Source organism: Scytonema millei VB511283 (assembly GCF_000817735.3).
GTDB classification, from domain to species: Bacteria; Cyanobacteriota; Cyanobacteriia; order Cyanobacteriales; family Chroococcidiopsidaceae; genus Chroococcidiopsis; species Chroococcidiopsis millei_B.
Window position 1 is genome coordinate 593,211 of record NZ_JTJC03000001.1, and the last position, 16,766, is coordinate 609,976.

The 16,766-nt window shown below is 44.2% G+C and carries 17 protein-coding genes; 8 read left to right on the top strand and 9 right to left on the bottom strand.

The window, feature by feature from the left end; translation table 11 throughout:
* Positions 1–50: 50 nt before the first annotated feature.
* The 3 genes from QH73_RS02715 to rpiA form a co-directional block, all read right to left on the bottom strand.
* Positions 51–779: a superoxide dismutase gene (locus tag QH73_RS02715; RefSeq protein WP_039715128.1), complete on the bottom strand. Its 729-nt coding sequence runs from the start codon at positions 777–779 to the stop codon at positions 51–53.
* Positions 780–1,049: 270 nt separating this feature from the next.
* Positions 1,050–2,231, bottom strand: coding sequence for an aldo/keto reductase (locus QH73_RS02720; RefSeq protein WP_039715129.1), 1,182 nt, complete (start codon positions 2,229–2,231; stop codon positions 1,050–1,052).
* A 192-nt stretch (positions 2,232–2,423) separates the two neighbouring features.
* Positions 2,424–3,134: a ribose-5-phosphate isomerase RpiA gene (rpiA, locus tag QH73_RS02725; RefSeq protein WP_039715130.1), complete on the bottom strand. Its 711-nt coding sequence runs from the start codon at positions 3,132–3,134 to the stop codon at positions 2,424–2,426.
* Positions 3,135–3,340: 206 nt separating this feature from the next.
* Between rpiA and QH73_RS02730 the strand changes: the two genes are divergently transcribed.
* Positions 3,341–4,549 carry an esterase-like activity of phytase family protein gene (locus QH73_RS02730; protein WP_052289975.1) on the top strand — a complete coding sequence of 403 codons (1,209 nt, stop codon included), beginning with the start codon at positions 3,341–3,343 and terminating at the stop codon, positions 4,547–4,549.
* 49 nt (positions 4,550–4,598) lie between these two features.
* On the opposite strand, the gene QH73_RS02735 is transcribed toward QH73_RS02730, so the two are convergent.
* The 6 genes from QH73_RS02735 to QH73_RS02760 form a co-directional block, all read right to left on the bottom strand.
* The gene (locus QH73_RS02735; protein WP_039715131.1) at positions 4,599–5,063 is read right to left on the bottom strand and encodes a type II toxin-antitoxin system VapC family toxin; all 465 of its coding nucleotides are present in this window, start codon (positions 5,061–5,063) and stop codon (positions 4,599–4,601) included.
* Positions 5,064–5,324 (bottom strand): hypothetical protein, encoded by a 261-nt coding sequence (locus QH73_RS02740; protein WP_039715132.1) that lies wholly within the window; start codon positions 5,322–5,324, stop codon positions 5,064–5,066.
* Between the two features lie 198 nt (positions 5,325–5,522).
* Positions 5,523–6,341 carry a formyl transferase gene (locus tag QH73_RS02745; RefSeq protein ID WP_052289976.1) on the bottom strand — a complete coding sequence of 273 codons (819 nt, stop codon included), beginning with the start codon at positions 6,339–6,341 and terminating at the stop codon, positions 5,523–5,525.
* A gap of 439 nt (positions 6,342–6,780) precedes the next feature.
* A complete protein-coding gene (locus tag QH73_RS02750; RefSeq protein ID WP_052289977.1) occupies positions 6,781–7,362 on the bottom strand; it encodes a DUF6879 family protein in 582 nt (193 codons plus the stop codon).
* A complete protein-coding gene (locus tag QH73_RS02755) occupies positions 7,355–7,594 on the bottom strand; it encodes a hypothetical protein (RefSeq protein WP_039715133.1) in 240 nt (79 codons plus the stop codon). The genes QH73_RS02750 and QH73_RS02755 overlap by 8 nt, the downstream gene beginning before the upstream one ends.
* A gap of 543 nt (positions 7,595–8,137) precedes the next feature.
* Entirely contained in the window at positions 8,138–8,530 is a 393-nt protein-coding gene (locus tag QH73_RS02760; RefSeq protein ID WP_039715134.1) for a hypothetical protein, read from the bottom strand.
* 284 nt (positions 8,531–8,814) lie between these two features.
* Here QH73_RS02760 and rppA point away from each other — a divergent pair, with 284 nt between their 5' ends.
* The 7 genes from rppA (at position 8,815) to QH73_RS02795 (ending at position 16,673) form a co-directional block, all read left to right on the top strand.
* Complete coding sequence (rppA, locus tag QH73_RS02765; RefSeq protein ID WP_039715135.1) at positions 8,815–9,489, top strand: two-component system response regulator RppA; 675 nt, start codon at positions 8,815–8,817, stop codon at positions 9,487–9,489.
* A gap of 182 nt (positions 9,490–9,671) precedes the next feature.
* Positions 9,672–10,964 (top strand): sensor histidine kinase, encoded by a 1,293-nt coding sequence (locus tag QH73_RS02770; RefSeq protein ID WP_039715136.1) that lies wholly within the window; start codon positions 9,672–9,674, stop codon positions 10,962–10,964.
* 370 nt (positions 10,965–11,334) lie between these two features.
* On the top strand, positions 11,335–12,684 hold the full coding sequence (locus QH73_RS02775; protein ID WP_052289978.1) for an APC family permease: 1,350 nt from the start codon (positions 11,335–11,337) through the stop codon (positions 12,682–12,684).
* A gap of 99 nt (positions 12,685–12,783) precedes the next feature.
* Positions 12,784–13,440 (top strand): SAM-dependent methyltransferase, encoded by a 657-nt coding sequence (locus tag QH73_RS02780; protein ID WP_039715138.1) that lies wholly within the window; start codon positions 12,784–12,786, stop codon positions 13,438–13,440.
* 144 nt (positions 13,441–13,584) lie between these two features.
* Positions 13,585–14,745, top strand: coding sequence for a M28 family metallopeptidase (locus QH73_RS02785; protein WP_201277929.1), 1,161 nt, complete (start codon positions 13,585–13,587; stop codon positions 14,743–14,745).
* 77 nt (positions 14,746–14,822) lie between these two features.
* Positions 14,823–15,959 (top strand): HhoA/HhoB/HtrA family serine endopeptidase, encoded by a 1,137-nt coding sequence (locus QH73_RS02790; protein ID WP_236146871.1) that lies wholly within the window; start codon positions 14,823–14,825, stop codon positions 15,957–15,959.
* A gap of 81 nt (positions 15,960–16,040) precedes the next feature.
* Positions 16,041–16,673: a J domain-containing protein gene (locus QH73_RS02795; RefSeq protein WP_039715139.1), complete on the top strand. Its 633-nt coding sequence runs from the start codon at positions 16,041–16,043 to the stop codon at positions 16,671–16,673.
* The last annotated feature ends 93 nt before the right edge of the window (positions 16,674–16,766 follow it).

Here is a 16,766-nt window from a genome sequence, read left to right on the forward strand (position 1 = left end):
CTCAGCTCCCTCAGCTTCCTCAGCTTCCTCTGCCCCTCACTCCTCGCTCCTCACCTCTCACTCCGCTTCAGGCGCTGGTTAATTTCTTGCCAGTTGACGACATTCCACCAAGCCTTGAGGTATTCAGCGCGGCGATTGCGATACTTGAGATAGTAAGCGTGTTCCCATACATCATTTCCCATAATTGGATAGTTACCTTCCATTAGGGGGCTATCTTGGTTAGCAGTACTGGTAACTTGAAATTTACCGTCAGGAGTCCGCACTAGCCAAGCCCAACCGCTACCAAACCGTTTTTCTCCCGCTTGATTAAATTGCTGTTGAAAGTTGGCAAAGCTACCAAAGTTTTTCTTGATAACAGAGGCAATTTCTCCAGTTGGTTCTCCGCCACCTTTGGGACTCATAATTTCCCAAAACATACTATGATTGACATGACCACCGCCATTGTTACGGATTGTCATGCGAATATCTTGTGGTAAGCTGTCGAGTTTTTGAATCAGCTGTTCGGCAGTTTGACCTTTGAGTTTTGGGTATTTGGCGATCGCTGCATTTAAATTTTTTACATATGTCGCGTGATGCCTATCATGGTGGATTCGCATCGTCTGCGCGTCAATATGCGGTTCTAATGCTTTGTAGTCGTAGGGCAAAGGTGGTAATTTAAAGTCTCCACTAGGACTTGGAGTTTGCGCCCAAGCTAAATTGGACGAAGTATAAGTTTCTATAGCATAAGCACCAGCAGTTCCTCCTAGTAAAAACAATAAATTACGACGCTTGATAGACATAAGTACTTACCTTTACTGAGTTCATCAAATTTGTTACAGGAATTTTCTGTGAATTGGTAGTTGGTAGTTGGTGGTTGGGATTACCTTGTTTTTCAGGTCTCAACAATTAATTTTTGCTGCAACAGTTTTCATATTCTCAGGTTTAAGGTCATTGTGCCTATCTTATTTCGCTAACCCTTGTACGGGCAGGTGTAGCTGAATTATCTGTCTGTCGGAAAGTCTGTTAGGTGAAACCGCCTCTACAATTCCCTCACCCCTCACCCCTCACTCCTAATCTTGCGATAGCCGCTTGACTTCTGCACCACTTAATAGTTTGTGTGCTTCGGCGAGGATAGCGGGAATTTTATCGGCGTGGGGGCTGTTGGCAAGGCACGATCGCAAATCTAATCGCTCGATCTGCTTGGCTTGATTACCAGGAAACCAATGACCACCATTGCCGAGGAGATTGTACCGCATTTTGGCATATTCTGTGAGGTCGTAGGCGATCGCCAAGTTTCTCAACCATAAAATCGTCGGAATATTGACGTTACCTGGGGTTTCGTCGTATTTGGGTAAACCAATCTGCCAAGTTTTTACCCAATCTTCCCCTAAGCTGTCGCAAGCTGCTTGCTCTAATCGCGCCAAAATCGGTGGTAACATCTCATCTGCCCGATCGAGATATTCTAAAGTTTTGAGGTGTTCGTCAAAATCCTGCGTTTTGGCAGCCCCTAAACTGAGAGTATGCACCTGAGAATGACTCAGACAAAATAAGTCGTTGAACACCATCGGACTGAGGGGAGAACAGAGTTCTACTAACTTTTGAGGTGGCTTGTAAAGCATTCCCCCCTTGTCGGAGGGGCTAATGATAAATACGCCCATATCGTGGCGATTGGCAGCTGCAACTGCCTCCCAGTTGACTTGGTTGATATAGTACCAGTGGAGATTAACGTAGTCGAATTCGTTTGTGGCGATCGCCCGTGTAATAATTTCAGTTGCACCGTGGGTAGAAAAGCCGATAAATCTCACCTTACCTTGAGCTTGCCACTGCCGTGCTAATTCCAAACATCCACCAGGACGAATAGTTTGATGTAGAGTTTCAGCATTGTTAATGCCGTGAATGCCTAGTAAATCGATGTAATCTAGGCGAAGATTGCGTAAAGACTGTTCAAATTTCTGGCGAAACTCTTGAGGGTTTTGGCTGGGATTAACTTTAGTTTGGACGATGAGGCGATCGCGATCGCATTTTGGTAGAATCCGTCCTAGTTGCACTTCCGAAGTGCCGTAACCCCTAGCTGTCTCAATGTGATTGATGCCTAGTTCAATTGCCCTCCGAATTGTAGCTTCTAAGTTACCCTGATTGTGCTGCGGAATCGTCCAAGCAGGGACATCTTGCCATTTAAACTGATAGCGCATACCACCACAGGAAAATACGGGCATGGGTATTTCTGTGCGTCCAAATCGTCGGTATTGCATAACTAGGAGTGAGGAGTGAGGAGTGAGGGGTAAGGGGAGGATAAGGGAGACAAGGGGGACAAGGAAGCAAGACTACTAATTCCACTGCAATCAAGCTTTTAGACGCGGAAGACAAGGAAGTAGTTGATTTTGACTTTTGACTTTTAGCTTTTGACTTTTCCCAACTCCTAACCTCTAACCCTTAACCCTGCACTACATTTGTCTTACCACGGGTTGACCGTCTTGAACTTCGCCAATCAGGACGAGATCGGTACAGTTGACAAAAATGCCGTTTTCCAGTACGCCAGGGATGTTGTTGAGGGTTCTTTCTAATTCAGCGGGGTTATCGATCGCGTCAAACCTCACATCAATCACCATGTTACCTTGGTCGGTGATTACGGGTCCGGCTTTTTTTACGCCCATGCGTAGTTCGGGTTTGCCACCTAGCTTTTCAATCGCCCGCATCACGGGTGAAATTGCCATTGGAATGACTTCTACTGGGACTGCAAATACAGAACCCAATCGGTCTACCAGCTTACCGCTATCGACAACAACGATAAATTGTTGTGCTAGGTAGTCTACAACCTTTTCGCGGGTATGGGCAGCACCACCACCTTTAATTAAATTTTTCTGGGGATCGACTTCATCCGCACCATCAATTGCCAAGTCAATATGGTCTATAGCGTCTAGAGTAGTGAGAGGAATGCCATATTGTTTAGATAGGACTTCGGCTTGAAACGAAGTAGGAATACCAACAATATCTTTGAGGTCGCCAGATTTGAGGCGATCGCCGATATATTGAATTGCATAGGCTGTAGTAGAACCCGTGCCGAGTCCGACAATTGTACCAGACTTTACCAGGGCAGCGGCGGCTTTGCCGACTTCCTGTTTCATCGCTTTTACTGGATCTGCTGCTGCGGTCATGCTCAAAACTCAATTTCAAAACTCAATCTTCTGCCGCGATTAGTATATAGCGCTACGGGACGTTGAGAAAGAGGGAGTCGTTGTAGGGGCGGGTTTAGCAACAGACCCACCGTCGAAGCGCGCCATCTGGACTCAAAACCCGCCCGTACCGGAGTCGTAAGTCGTAAGTTGGGGACAAGGGAGTGATAAGTAGGAAATCTGGAGACATGGAATTTATATTTACACAAGCTGAGTCTATTAGTGCTGGGTTGAAACTCATAAGATATTTGAAAACCTGTGTAGGCAAGATTTGTCTGTGTAATGGTGACTTTAACCGCCTGTTTAGGCAGGTAGTTTTAGTTGGCGCGATCGCATTTTTGAGTCTACTATCGTTCGCAACTCCAGCACTAGCGGCAAAAGATCGATTATTTCTCGACCTCTCGCTGGATTATCTAGGAGAATATCAACTGCCAACCACGAATATTTCTGACGCACCATTAGCAGGTTTTTCAGCAATTACTTATGACAAACGACGCGATCGCTTTTATGCTATTTCTGGCAATGAAATACTGACTCTCAAGGTAACTTTTAACCCCGATATTGAAGATATAAAAATTCAAAATATCGAGCTTGAATCTGTAGCTTCACTTCTCGATAAAGATGGCAAGCTGTATGATTCAAATACCTTTTTTGCTAAGGGAGTTGCTCTAACACCACAGCAGACTGTATATATTTCCGGTTCTCAGATAAGTGGAGAGCGATCGCTTCCTTTTATCCGAGAATTCGCTCTAAAAACTGGACAGATGCTGCAAAGCCTGACTCTTCCCAAGCGATATATTCCTGAGATCGTACAGGAAAAAGGGCAAAATCAGAATACTCAAACTATTCAAGACGATATAACATTTGCAGCTTTAGCTTTTAACGCGACTGGTACTGTTCCAACAAGTGGAGAACCAGTGAATTTATTTACTGCTACTGAGTCAACACTAGTACAAGACCGAGATGTGTCTAATTCTAGACCTAATTCTAAACAGGGTAAAGCTCGGCTACTACATTATTTAATTGGCTACGGGACACCAATGCTACTAGCAGAATATGCTTATCCTCTTGATGCCGCACTTGAAGAGTTATTATCAGTTGAAGGCGTTCATTTTCTCAGTTTAGAACTACAGCCGGAAACAAAAACTGGAAAGATTTATCAAATTGTTACTAGCGGCGCAACCGATACATCAAAAGTTGAAAGTCTAAAAGGTAAAATTAAAGGAGTACGAGAAATTAAGAAAAAGTTAGTTTTAGACTTGCAAGAGGTGGGAGTTGCATTAGGAAATCCACTAGGGATGACTTTTGGTTGTCGCTTAGCTGATGGCACGAAAAGTTTAATAGTTATGAGTAATGACCAACAAAAACCCGAGTTTCTGCTTTTTCGCTTGCGCTAAGATTGATAGCGTATTTCTCCGTTCGCATTCAAATACTTGTTAGGCTGCGCTAAGGACGATCGTTTGGATTCTCTACAACTAATCCCTCGCTTAAAGCTGCAACGTTTAACTCTTTATCTGCCGATACAAAAATTATAGAAGGCAAGTTATTGGCAATACAAAGCTCATTTACTGCACAACCTGCTGCTAACTGAATTGCATCGTAGCCTCGTAAACCATGTGTTTCAGCAAATTTCATGCCAGCATCAATTATGCTGTCTGCAATCTCAATGATTTGATACTCTGTCTGCAAATCGCTCTTCACTTGACTGCATACTGCTTTTGCATCGGTAGCACTGATACTTCCGCCACGCGCCCGTCGTGTAACCGCAGCAACAATTTCAACTCCTGAAATGGCTGCAACGAAAACTTCATTGTTGAAAACAGGATTAAATAACTCTAAAATCCATGCGGAACCGATTTCACTGATATATCGTTTCACCAAAGCACTGCTATCTAGAAAATGAACTGCCATCTAGCGGCGTTCCTCAACGATCGTATTAGAAATTGGTTCACCCTTAACTTGGATAAGTTTCCGCTCTTTCAATTGGTAAGAACTTTGCTTAATTTGTCGTACTAATCCAGAATTCACCAATGCTTGATGGAATGCAGCTTGTTTCGCTGCTGCTTCATTATCGATCAGACGATTTTGAACGGCGCGATGAAGCTGTTGCAGTTCTTCTAGATTGAGAAACTGGAGTTTATCAAGCATTTGGCTCAGAATTGTTTGAGACATTTAGTATTCATCAGGGACTTAGAATTACTCTGCTATCTATTTTACACGGCTGAGTATTGGAGTCTTAAACACACAACGCCCAAAAGTACCTTTACAAATAGCAAAAAGCTGCTCAACGGATTGGGTTTCAGCGGTGGTAGGAGTTTTCGAGTCATCACTAGAGTATTGAAACCATCCGCTACAAGCCCTGGTTAAGCTTTACTGCGCCAAAATAGTTTTAGCTTTTTGACAAAATTCAGAAATCGGCATATCCAAACCACCATTTTCTAATAACTCAGTTAGCTTTTCTTGTGACTGCATAGTATGAAATGTTCCTTTTCCGATCTGTCTAGTTCTAGTTGACATTCCCGATCGTATATTTGGCCATTCAGAGGCAAAAAGTTCCGTACATTCATTAACTATTTGGTCAAAGGATGACTGAAGAGTTATTGGTTCACGAAACTCAATCTCTTTCTGTACAATAATATCTCCAGTATCAATCCCTTTATCGATGTAATGGATTGACACTCCTTTTTTCGTACCATTAATCCATGACCAGAGATTAGGATTGGGACCACGATTTTGAGGCAAGTATCCACCATGTATATTTATGCAAGGAACGATTTTAATAATATCTTGTGAAAGAATTCTTCCATAACCGAAACAGATAATGTAATCGATCTTATATTTTTGAATGAATGAAGGAGTGATTTTGTCATCACGATCTGAAAAGCAAATAATATCGTCACCAAGAGCAATCACAGAATCTTTGATCTTTTCAGGAAAAGCACTTAAGATTAATACATGCCACATTTTTGCATAATTTACATCAGGAATACCTGTTATCTTATTTATCATTCTTTTAATTACCTTCTGCTTGTTTGCATTTTCTACAAACTTTAAAAATTTTGAATTTTGATACCTTCGATTTTCTTTCCACACAATTCTCGGAATTGGAGCAGACAAAACCTCGAAAAAATCAAGTTCTAATTTTTCAATCTCATCAAGGGTAGATTCCCCGTGGCTTGTCACGTTCATGAACACAGCGGGAGTGCGTCCCGAAGGGCAAATTCCGTAATGCCCCGTCCGCTTGCGGCGGGGATAGGAATTTGAGCGCCCCGCAACTTTTTACTAGGAAGCATATGACTATACTTTGCAAATGAGTATGCCGATGACATATGAAGAAATAATAGTCGCGTAAAAAGACGTTCTTTATCTGTTATCGGACTTTCTTTTAGATTAACTCTTAAATCAAAAATTCGTTTACATATACATAAATCATCCCGATCGCTTAAGCATAATTTCCACAGATCTCGATGAGACTTGATGATTTCTTGATAATTCGCAATTTTCTGACTTTTAATGCTTCGTATTGTCGAGTAAAAATTCAATGTTAGAGCAATTGAAGAAACAAATAATCCGCCAATAATACCAATAGTTTTTGCATCTTCAGATGTGATTTGCAACTGACATACCTCTACTCTAATGGATAGTTAAGATAACAAACTGCATCTGCTTTGATAATAGAAAATAGCATGAGCAGCGTGTCAATATCTGATTTTTCAGTTGTCATCCATCCACCTCTAATTTCTCCAGTTTCATCATAATCATGTACGAAAGCCATACAACGATCAAAAACCATGAAATCATGCAAAGCCAATTCATCAAATATACTCGATCTTTCTAAGAAATAAATACGCTCTCCATAGCTAGCATTAAACCTGTAGCATTCCAACTCCCATCGAAGATAATCAGTGATCGGTTTAACAATCGGTCTACATCTTATAAAGTCTACATTTCGTCTTGATAATGATTGGTATAGATCAACATCTTCACTCCGAGCTTCAGGAAGTATCTGAAGCGCCTTATAGAAATCTCCTGCTTCAAGTGCCTCAAAGCTGGGATTTCCTGGCTCTCGATAGTATTGACGAGTTTCTAGTTTCAGAACTTGTCCTTTTACTGCATTCCATGCATCACCGAACTTGCTGAAAAATCGGGACGCTCCTGAGTAATATTGCAAGTGGTTTATGATATTAGAAGTATTTTGAAGTCTATTCATTGGGAATATCTGATTTCGCACGAATTAGAGTTTTTCTTGGAATGACAACAATTTCTTCATCATGTCCTCTGCTTGCAGTTTTCGGCAGCAAAGGTTCCAATTCATGAGTTTTTCTAGCACCAATAATAGCAAATGAACCGTCTTCTAGTTCCCATATATCTGGACAGCCTGCGGCTCCACCTGTCATCTCTCCATTTTCATGGGGATCTGAACCTATTCTTTTTTTAAACATATACTACTCCTTCTCAAAAGTTTTGTTTATAGTCAATTCACCATACTTAACTATTTATTAAGTAAATTCCTCGCAGTCTAATATAGCAATTCAAGCGATCGGACTACGAATGTGCAGTCTAACTCAGAAATTTAGCTGATTAGACTACAGATTTGCTTACTTACTACCAGAATTTGGATGATAATACTGAACAACTTCAGCCTAATTATCCTTGTGTAGGTCTTATCCTATACATATACCCTTCAGTAAGACTAAGAGACTGAATTTTTTATCATCTCTTCACTATGTGTATATTTTCTCTATATATAATTTAAATAAAAGCAAAAGTCGAAAGCATTAGCCTGTTTTCTCTAAAAATCGAGCCTCGCGATCGCCTCTCCACATCTCTCTAAAAATATCATGCGATCGCCTTCATATATTCTTCGTAGATATTGTGCTTGCTTAATACTCAAAAACTGAGACACAATTAGCTATGAAAATCTCTACTGACGCTTGAGCGTGACTTTTGCTACCAGTGTATCGACTGAAGCTAAAACAACAGCTTTATCTAAAATCAACTTGATAGTGAACTGTTTTTTGAATTTGCTCTAAAGACAAGCCTAATTCGCGTGATAGGGCTATTTCTATTTGGCTAACTTCTGTAAAGGGAAATTCAAACTCTAGTTTTTTCAGGGCAGAATTAGCGGTTTTCACTTTGACTTTAGAAAAACCCCGATGATACTTAATCTCAACGCCAATTGAGAGGATAACCTTAGTTGGTTGTTCTTGTACTTGAGCGTTGGCTTGGATCGGAGTTGTGACGTAATAAGAGCGTTGTAAAATTTTATCGGCGATCGCTCCTCCACCGCTCCAAAAAGCGATCGCCAAAATTGGTAGCGGCAACCAAAATTCTAATCCCAGGGATTTGAGAGGGTAAAGCGATCGCAGTCTGCGCATCAGATAGTCAACACAGTTCGGCTACTATTATCCATATAAGTCTATCTCGTATAGAGATGTTAAATGTAACGCCGTTTAGACTCCTAACTTGAATTTTGGCATGACTTCTGTACGGGCGGGTTTAACCGCAAAATTATTGGCTTCTAGTACGGGTGACTGGAAAAAACCCGCCCCTACAACAACTGACTTTTCTGTACGGGCGGGTTTAACCGCAAAATCATTGGCTTCTAGTACGGGTGACTGGAAAAAACCCGCCCCTACAACTTCTGACTTCGTATTGACCTATGGTAATTTTACTTGTAGAAGACGATCCAGCACAGTTAGAACCCATACACGCTGCTCTTTCCCAAGCAGGACATACTGTAGATACTGCCAAAGATGGTGAGACGGCGCAATGGTTGATGACTCAGAAAGATTATGACTTGCTCATCGTAGACTGGATGTTGCCGAAAGTGAGTGGTGTGAGTTTGTGCCAGCAGTACCGTCAAACTGGTAAAACTGCCCCAGTACTGCTGCTGACGGCAAAAGATACCATAGCAGATAAAGTTGTAGGCTTAGATGCCGGAGCAGATGATTATCTCGTTAAACCAGTCGATCTGCTAGAGTTATTGGCAAGAGTCAGGGCATTAGGCAGACGATCGCCCCAATGGCAAGGTGACACGACAATCGTTGGCGATCTTCAACTCCATCGTCCCACGCTAACCTTAGAACGAGGAGAGGCGATCGCTCAACTTTCAGTGCGAGAATTTCAACTGATGGAATATTTCATGCGTCATCCCCGCCAAGTCCTTTCTCGCGAACAAATTGAAAGCACTTTATGGGAGTGGGGAACAGAACCAGAAAGTAATGCCGTGACTACACTAGTGAGAAGACTACGCCAGCGAATGCAAGCCGTCGGAGCCAAAGATTGGTTGGAAACTGTTTATGGTATGGGATATCGATTGAATGTACCGGAATAGATTGGTAGTTGGTAGTTGGTAGTTGGTAGTTGATGGTTAATAGTTAATGGTTAATGGTTGACAGTAGACGCTGCGCTACACTGCGTGAAGACAGTTGACTTGCTCCCTCAGCTCCCTTATCTCCCTTGTCCTCCGTCTCCCTTATCCCCTCACTCCTCGCTCCTCACTCCTCACCCCTCATCATGTTCAGTCGCAGTCGTCGTAACATAGCTTGTTGGTTTGCCCTATCGATGGGGAGCATCCTCGTGGTTTTTGCGGGGGTAGTTTACTACTTGGAAGTGGAAGAGCAATTGCGGAATTTCGATCGCAATTTGTATAAAAAGACGAAAGCGATCGCGACAGATGCAGAGTACCAATTTTATCAGGGTCGATGGCAGTTCGATCTGGAACAACTGCCGATGCTAGGCAATAATACATTACCAATAACAGGAGATATTGCTTATGCTCGCTGGTACAACTCTAAAGGGGAATTAGTCCAATTTGTTGGTTCTCCGCCTGCACCAAAGTATCTCAAGCTGGCTCCTGGTTTTGAGACAATTCAAACTCCCACACGCTCAAAACTGCTTAAACTTTCTAGCTCTAAAACATGGTTGCGGCAGATCACATTACCAGTTTTAAAAGCGGATTTGCTCATCGGTTATTTGCAAGTTGCAACTCCAATGACTTCTATGCGCCAGAGTCTAGAGCAAACGCGCTTGTATCTTTCGCTTGGCGTACCGCTAGCTCTGAGTACAATTGGGCTGACGGGGTGGTATTTGGCAGGGCTGGCGATGAAACCAATTCGCCGTGCTTACGAGCAATTACAGCGTTTTACTGCTGATGCTTCACACGAATTACGCGCCCCTCTCGCAGCAATTTTGAGTAATGCCCAAGTGGGCTTACTAGCACCAGCAGAGGATACAACGAGTCCGCGCCAGCGTTTAGAAAATATTGTCGATTTGTCAAAATCAATGAGTACGCTGATCGGTAATTTGCTATTTTTAGCACGTCATGAAGGAGCGTTAGCTGCTGAAGCTCTTAAAAGTATCGATCTAGTCAGCTTGCTGAAACGATTAGTGAGTGAATATCAAGCACAAGCAGCAACACAAGGGTTAGATTTTGTTGTTCAACTGCCAGAACAACCAATAAAACTCGTTGCCGAACCAGATTTATTGCAACAAGCGGTGAGAAATCTGCTGAATAATGCTTTCAAGTATACTCCACCTGAAGGTAGAATTTGTTTGCGAATATTTAGCCAATCTTATCGAGCGATCGTCCAAATTGAAGATAATGGTATTGGCATTCCGGCTGAAGATTTACCCCATATTTTTGAGCGGTTCTATCGCGTAGACACTGTGCGATCGCGTCAGACGGGTGGATTTGGTCTAGGCTTAGCGATCGCCCAACAAATTGTAGAGGCACATAAAGGCAAAATCACCGTTCAAAGTACCCTGGGACAAGGCGCAACTTTTAAAATCGAACTGCCTTTAAGGTAATTTATCAGTTAACAGGGAGCAGGGAGCAGGGAGCAGGGGGAAGAGAGCAGAGGAAGCTCCAGGTGCAGAGGAGATTAAACAATCGCCGACTTACGACTTACGACTTACAACTTATGACTTTCCAGTGACACATTCATGTCATATTTGTGCGGCAAACTCAATTTAAAGTAATATGCAGAAGTCGCTGACTTCTAGCAACTTTTACTTGTAAATCCCCGTTGAGAAATTTAGTTATACAGCAATGAGTTGTGGCTAAAAATTGACGAACTTACCATCAAGTACCTTTTTAATACAAGTACCATTAGCCAGAAGCAGTAGATATGACCGAGCTTTCTAATTGACATAAGTCTTCACCTAAAAAATTGACGATATGGCAAATAAAGTAGCATCACCAGCGCTGAAGCCAACCCTTTCAGTGGTGGACGCAAGCGCGATCGTCGTCGGTATGGTGATTGGCGCTGGAATTTTTGAGACTCCCACTCTAGTGGCTCAAAATGCTGGTAGTCAAAGCGTTATCTTATTCGCTTGGCTGCTAGGTGGGGTTGCCTCATTGATTGGCGCTCTCTGTTATGCCGAACTGACGACAGCATATCCTCACCCAGGCGGGGATTACCATTATTTCATGCGTGCCTTTGGTACGAACATTGCCTTTCTCTTCGCCTGGGCGCGGATGACGGTGATTCAAACTGGTTCGATTACGCTGTTTGCTTATGCGTTTGGTGACTACGCATCCCAAATCTTGCCACTAGGGAGTTATTCTTCTGCTATCTATGCAGCTCTCTGCATTGCTCTTCTGACCGGATTGCATATCATGGGCGTGCAACAGGGAAAGTGGACGCAAAACTTGCTGACACTAGCAACAGTCTTGGGTCTAGCATTGGTGATAATTGCTGGAATGATTACTGTAGCTGGTACTACTCCCGTACCTGACACGACACCAACCAGCAACGGCGGCGCTTTCGGACTGGCGATGGTCTTCGTACTATTAACCTACGGCGGCTGGAACGAAGCAGCCTACATTTCAGCAGAAGTGCGGGATGCCAGACACAACATGGTTAAGACATTGCTGTTGAGTATCGCTCTGATTGCCGGACTTTACATGTTAGTCAACTTTGCTTACATCCACGGGTTAGGCATTGCTGGCGTAGCAAATTCCAAAGCGGTAGCAGCCGATTTGATGCGACGGGTATTTGGCGAAAATGGGGCAAGATTAATTAGCTTTATCGTTGCTGTGACTGCATTGAGTTCGATCAACGCCACAATTTTTACAGGAGCGCGGACGAACTTTGCTTTAGGACAAGACTTTCGCTCTTTCTCTTTCTTAGGACGATGGAGCGATCGCCGCCACACACCCACCAATGCTTTACTCATACAAGGGGCGATCGCATTAGGACTCGTTCTTCTAGGAACGATCACTCACGAAGGTGAAAAAGGCTTTGAAACGATGACAGCCTACACCTCACCCGTATTCTGGTGCTTTTTTCTGCTGTCGGGAATAGCATTGTTCGTCCTCCGCCAACGAGAACCCAACACACCTCGAACTTTTCAAGTCCCTGGCTACCCGATTACCCCCTTGATTTTTTGTGCTATTTGTGCGTATCTACTTTACTCCAGCGTCACCTATGCTTCCAGTCAGGCATACAGTATCGGGGCGATCGTTGGCATTACCGTAATGGTTGTGGGCGTACCCGTACTGTTCTGGGTGCGCCGCAGGAACTAGAGATGGGACAACAGAGAAAAGTCGTAAGTTGTAAGTCGTAAGCCGTAAGTAACTGACAACTGGCAACTGATAACTGATAACTGACAAGAGGAAATACAGATGCAATTACCAAAAATACTAAAACCGATCGCGGTAGGTGCGATCGCCGTTAGTATGGGCATCGTCGGTTGCACGCAACAGACGGGATTAAATGCTCAAGCAGAGCCTAATATTGCTCAAACAACTCAAACAGCACCACCAGCAGGGCAAACCGAACAACGGGAACCGGACGTACCTTACGTGCCTACACCTCAAGAAGTGGTGGATGAAATGCTCAAACTGGCAAAAGTTCAAAAAGGAGATGTCCTCTACGATCTAGGTAGCGGTGACGGACGCATCCCTATTACTGCCGTGAGAGAATATGGCGTAAAAAGGGCTATCGGTATAGATATCAATCCCGAGCGCATTGAAGAAGCGAACGAAAATGCCAAAAAAGCAGGCGTGAGCGATCGCGTGCAATTTCTCAATCAAGATTTGTTTAAGTCCAATTTCAATGAAGCCTCTGTCGTGACGCTGTACCTACTACCAGACATCAACGTCAAACTGCGACCTCAGTTATTCAAACAATTGAAACCTGGTACTCGTATTGTTTCTCACGATTTTGACATGGGTGAATGGAAACCCGAGCGCACGGTACAAGTACAAGGACCAAACCGGACTCATACCCTTTATTACTGGGTCGTTCCTGAAAAACCACCAGCTAATTTAAAGGGGTGAGGAGCGAGGAGTGAGGAGCGAGGGGAAGTCGTAAGTCGTAAGTCGTAAGTCGGGAATGAGTGGTGCGTGGTTTTGCTCCCTCAGCGACCTGGCGCTCCCTCTGCTCTCTTTCCCCTGCTCCCTACTCCCTGCTCCCTGCTCCCTATGAAATACGCAATACTCATAACTACCTTAGTCGCCCTACCTACGGCGAGTTTGGCGCAGTCTGGACGGGCTGGGGCAGATGTGGAAGCCTTGGTAAAACTAGGTCCTAGAGTGGCTGGTACGCCAGTTATGGCAAAGGCAAGTGACTATCTAGAGGCGGAGTACCGCAAAGCTGGCTACACAACTCAAATTCAAACTTTTACCTACTCTCGATTTGAGGATTTAGGTTCGAGTTTGACGGTAGGTAAGACCAAAATTACAGGTTTACCTCTGAGTGGATCGGTAGCAGGTAAAGCTGATGCACCGTTGGTAGTCGTGCCTAACGTCGGGCGACAGGAGGATTTTGCTCGGGTTGATGTTAAAGGCGCGATCGCAGTTGTCCAAAGAGGAGAAATTCGGTTTTCCGAAAAGGTACAAAATGCCAGTACTGCGGGTGCGGTAGCCGTGGCAATTATTAATGACAGATCGGGAAAACTCGCGGCTTCTCTTGGTGGTGGAGTCAGTAAAATTCCTGTTTTGACTTTATCTAGAGAACAAGGCTCTGCTTTACTACAAAGTTCTCAAACCCAACAGCCAGCTAGCTTAAATGTTAATACTCGGCAACGTCAAGTTACTGGACGTAATGTAGTAGCTCATCTACCTGGTATCACCAAGCCCCAAATACTCCTGGGCGCTCATTACGACTCCGTACCAAGTGCGCCAGGGGCGAATGACAATGCTTCTGGGACGGCTGTTGTTTTAGAAATTGCCCGCAGAATCTCTAAAACTCCCTTAGCAAACCAAACTTGGTTTGTGGCTTTTGATGGCGAAGAAGACGGGTTACATGGTTCTAAAGCTTTCGTACAAACCGCCCAACCACAGTTTATCTCTAGCCTTAAGGCAATGCTAAATTTTGATATGGTAGGCGTAAACCCTAGTCTTCGCGTGAGTGGTACACCTCAGCTCACAGCCCGAGTGAAAGCAGCGCAAAGTAGGTTATCCACTTCTGAATCTTACAGTGGTAGCGACCATGCTTCCTTCGCAGCGGCAAAAGTGCCAGTTTTATTTTTTCACCGAGGGCGCGAGCCTAACTACCACACGCCAAACGACAAGCAAGTAGACTCAAATCTACTCGATGAAACTGTTAGCGTGGGACTAGAGATTGTCGAGCAATTGCTTTGAAGTGTGGGCGGTTAATAGTGAATGGTTAATAGTTAATTGCACGTAACCATTAACCAATGACAAATGACTCATGACAAATGACCAACAACAAACCTACAATGTCTCAGAATTCTGTTGTGAAAAAGTCAGTAACTTATTTATCTTTAATATTTATGGGGGCTGCGGGTAGTTTGTTAGGAACCCAACTATTACCCAACCGACCGGAGTTAATCCCACCATCAGTTGCTCAGCTCCCGGCTCAGGTTCCTAGCGGAAACATTAACTTTATTGCTAACGCTGTAGACCGTACTGGTGCAGCGGTTGTCCGTATTGATGCGGCACGGGCTACCCGCCCTAGACAACCTGGAGCTAGGATAGTGCGGGGAACTGGCTCGGGCTTTATTATCAAGCCGGATGGTTTAATTTTGACAAACGCTCACGTGACTGGTGGAGCTGATACTGTCAACGTAACGCTGAAAGATGGACGCAAATTTACTGGTCGGGTCTTGGGTAGAGATGAATTGACAGATGTGGCTGTAGTGAGAATTCAAGCCAATGATTTGCCTACTGTTACCGTAGGCAACTCTGACAACCTCCGACCTGGAGAGTGGGCGATCGCGATCGGCAATCCTTTAGGATTAGATAATACTGTTACTGCTGGCATCATCAGCGCTACAGGTCGTTCTAGCAGTGATGTAGGCGTTCCCGACAAGCGTGTCGGTTTCATTCAAACTGATGCGGCGATTAATCCCGGTAATTCTGGCGGACCCCTACTAAATCAGCAAGGTCAAGTTGTGGGCATGAATACAGCAATTATCGGCGGCGCTCAGGGGTTGGGTTTTGCGATTCCGATTAATCGAGCGCAGCAAATTGCCGAGCAACTGGTTGCTAAAGGGAGAATCGATCGCGCCTATTTAGGGGTTCAAATGGCAACTCTCAACGACGAGATTCGAGAAACCCTAGCTCAAGAATCTAACGGTGATGTCACCATCTCTGCTAGCCAAGGGGTAGTCGTCTTAGGAGTCGAGCGCAATTCTCCTGCTGCTGCTGCGGGTATCCGTCCTGGCGACGTGATCCAGCAAATTAACGGGCAACAAGTAAAAACTGCCGATCAAGTGCAGCAAGCAGTAGAAAACAGCCAAATCGGTGTCAATATCCCGCTTGAAGTCAGTCGCAATGGCAGAAATATTCAGCTCTCGGTAAGAGCGGGTGAATTTCCTGCAAGCGCTAGCTAAAGGATGCATATTAGGTATGGAGAGCAGAGACGTTCCACGCAACGTCTCTACACCTCCAAAATATTTTCCTGTCCCTTAAGTATGGATAATCTGCCCAATCCCAACTGGTGTTATCAAGTTTTAGAAATCTCCCCAACGGCGACGGCGCAAGAGATTAAAATGGCTTATCGCCAGTTGGCGCGGAAATATCACCCCGATCTCAATCCAGGCGATCGCGCTGCGGAAGATCGATTTAAACTCGTCGTCCAAGCATACCGCACCTTACTCACCGTCCCATCGCAGCCATCTTCCAGCACTGCTACAAAATCTACACCACATCCAGAAACTACCTCTTCTACTTACAGTACAGGTGGCATACGCTTCCATGTCAAGCAACGCGACCTCACGCCTCCCTCTCCTCCCCTCTCTTCAGAAGAAAAGTTACTCAAATTGAGTACGCTCAACCAAATCTACACTTTAATCAAGCGCCAGAATTTTCAGCAAGCGGTAGACATAGCAGAAAAGCTAGCTATCCGCTTTCCCAAAGATCCAGACGTGCAACCGTGGCTGGCTGTAGCTTACCATCGTTGGGCAAAACAGCTGATCTCGCGACAACAGTGCGATCGCGCTAGAGTTTATCTCAAAAAAGCTTTGCAAGCCGATCCTCACAACCAGAAGTTATGGCGAGAAATCGATCGCGATTACAAAGTTATAGAACGCCAGTTAATGTTTTGATCCGCAGAGCCATTGACCGTACCAATATTGATGACTGCATTTTCTAACCAAATTCATATCTAACTGTCACAGTCATGTCACATTCATTCACTA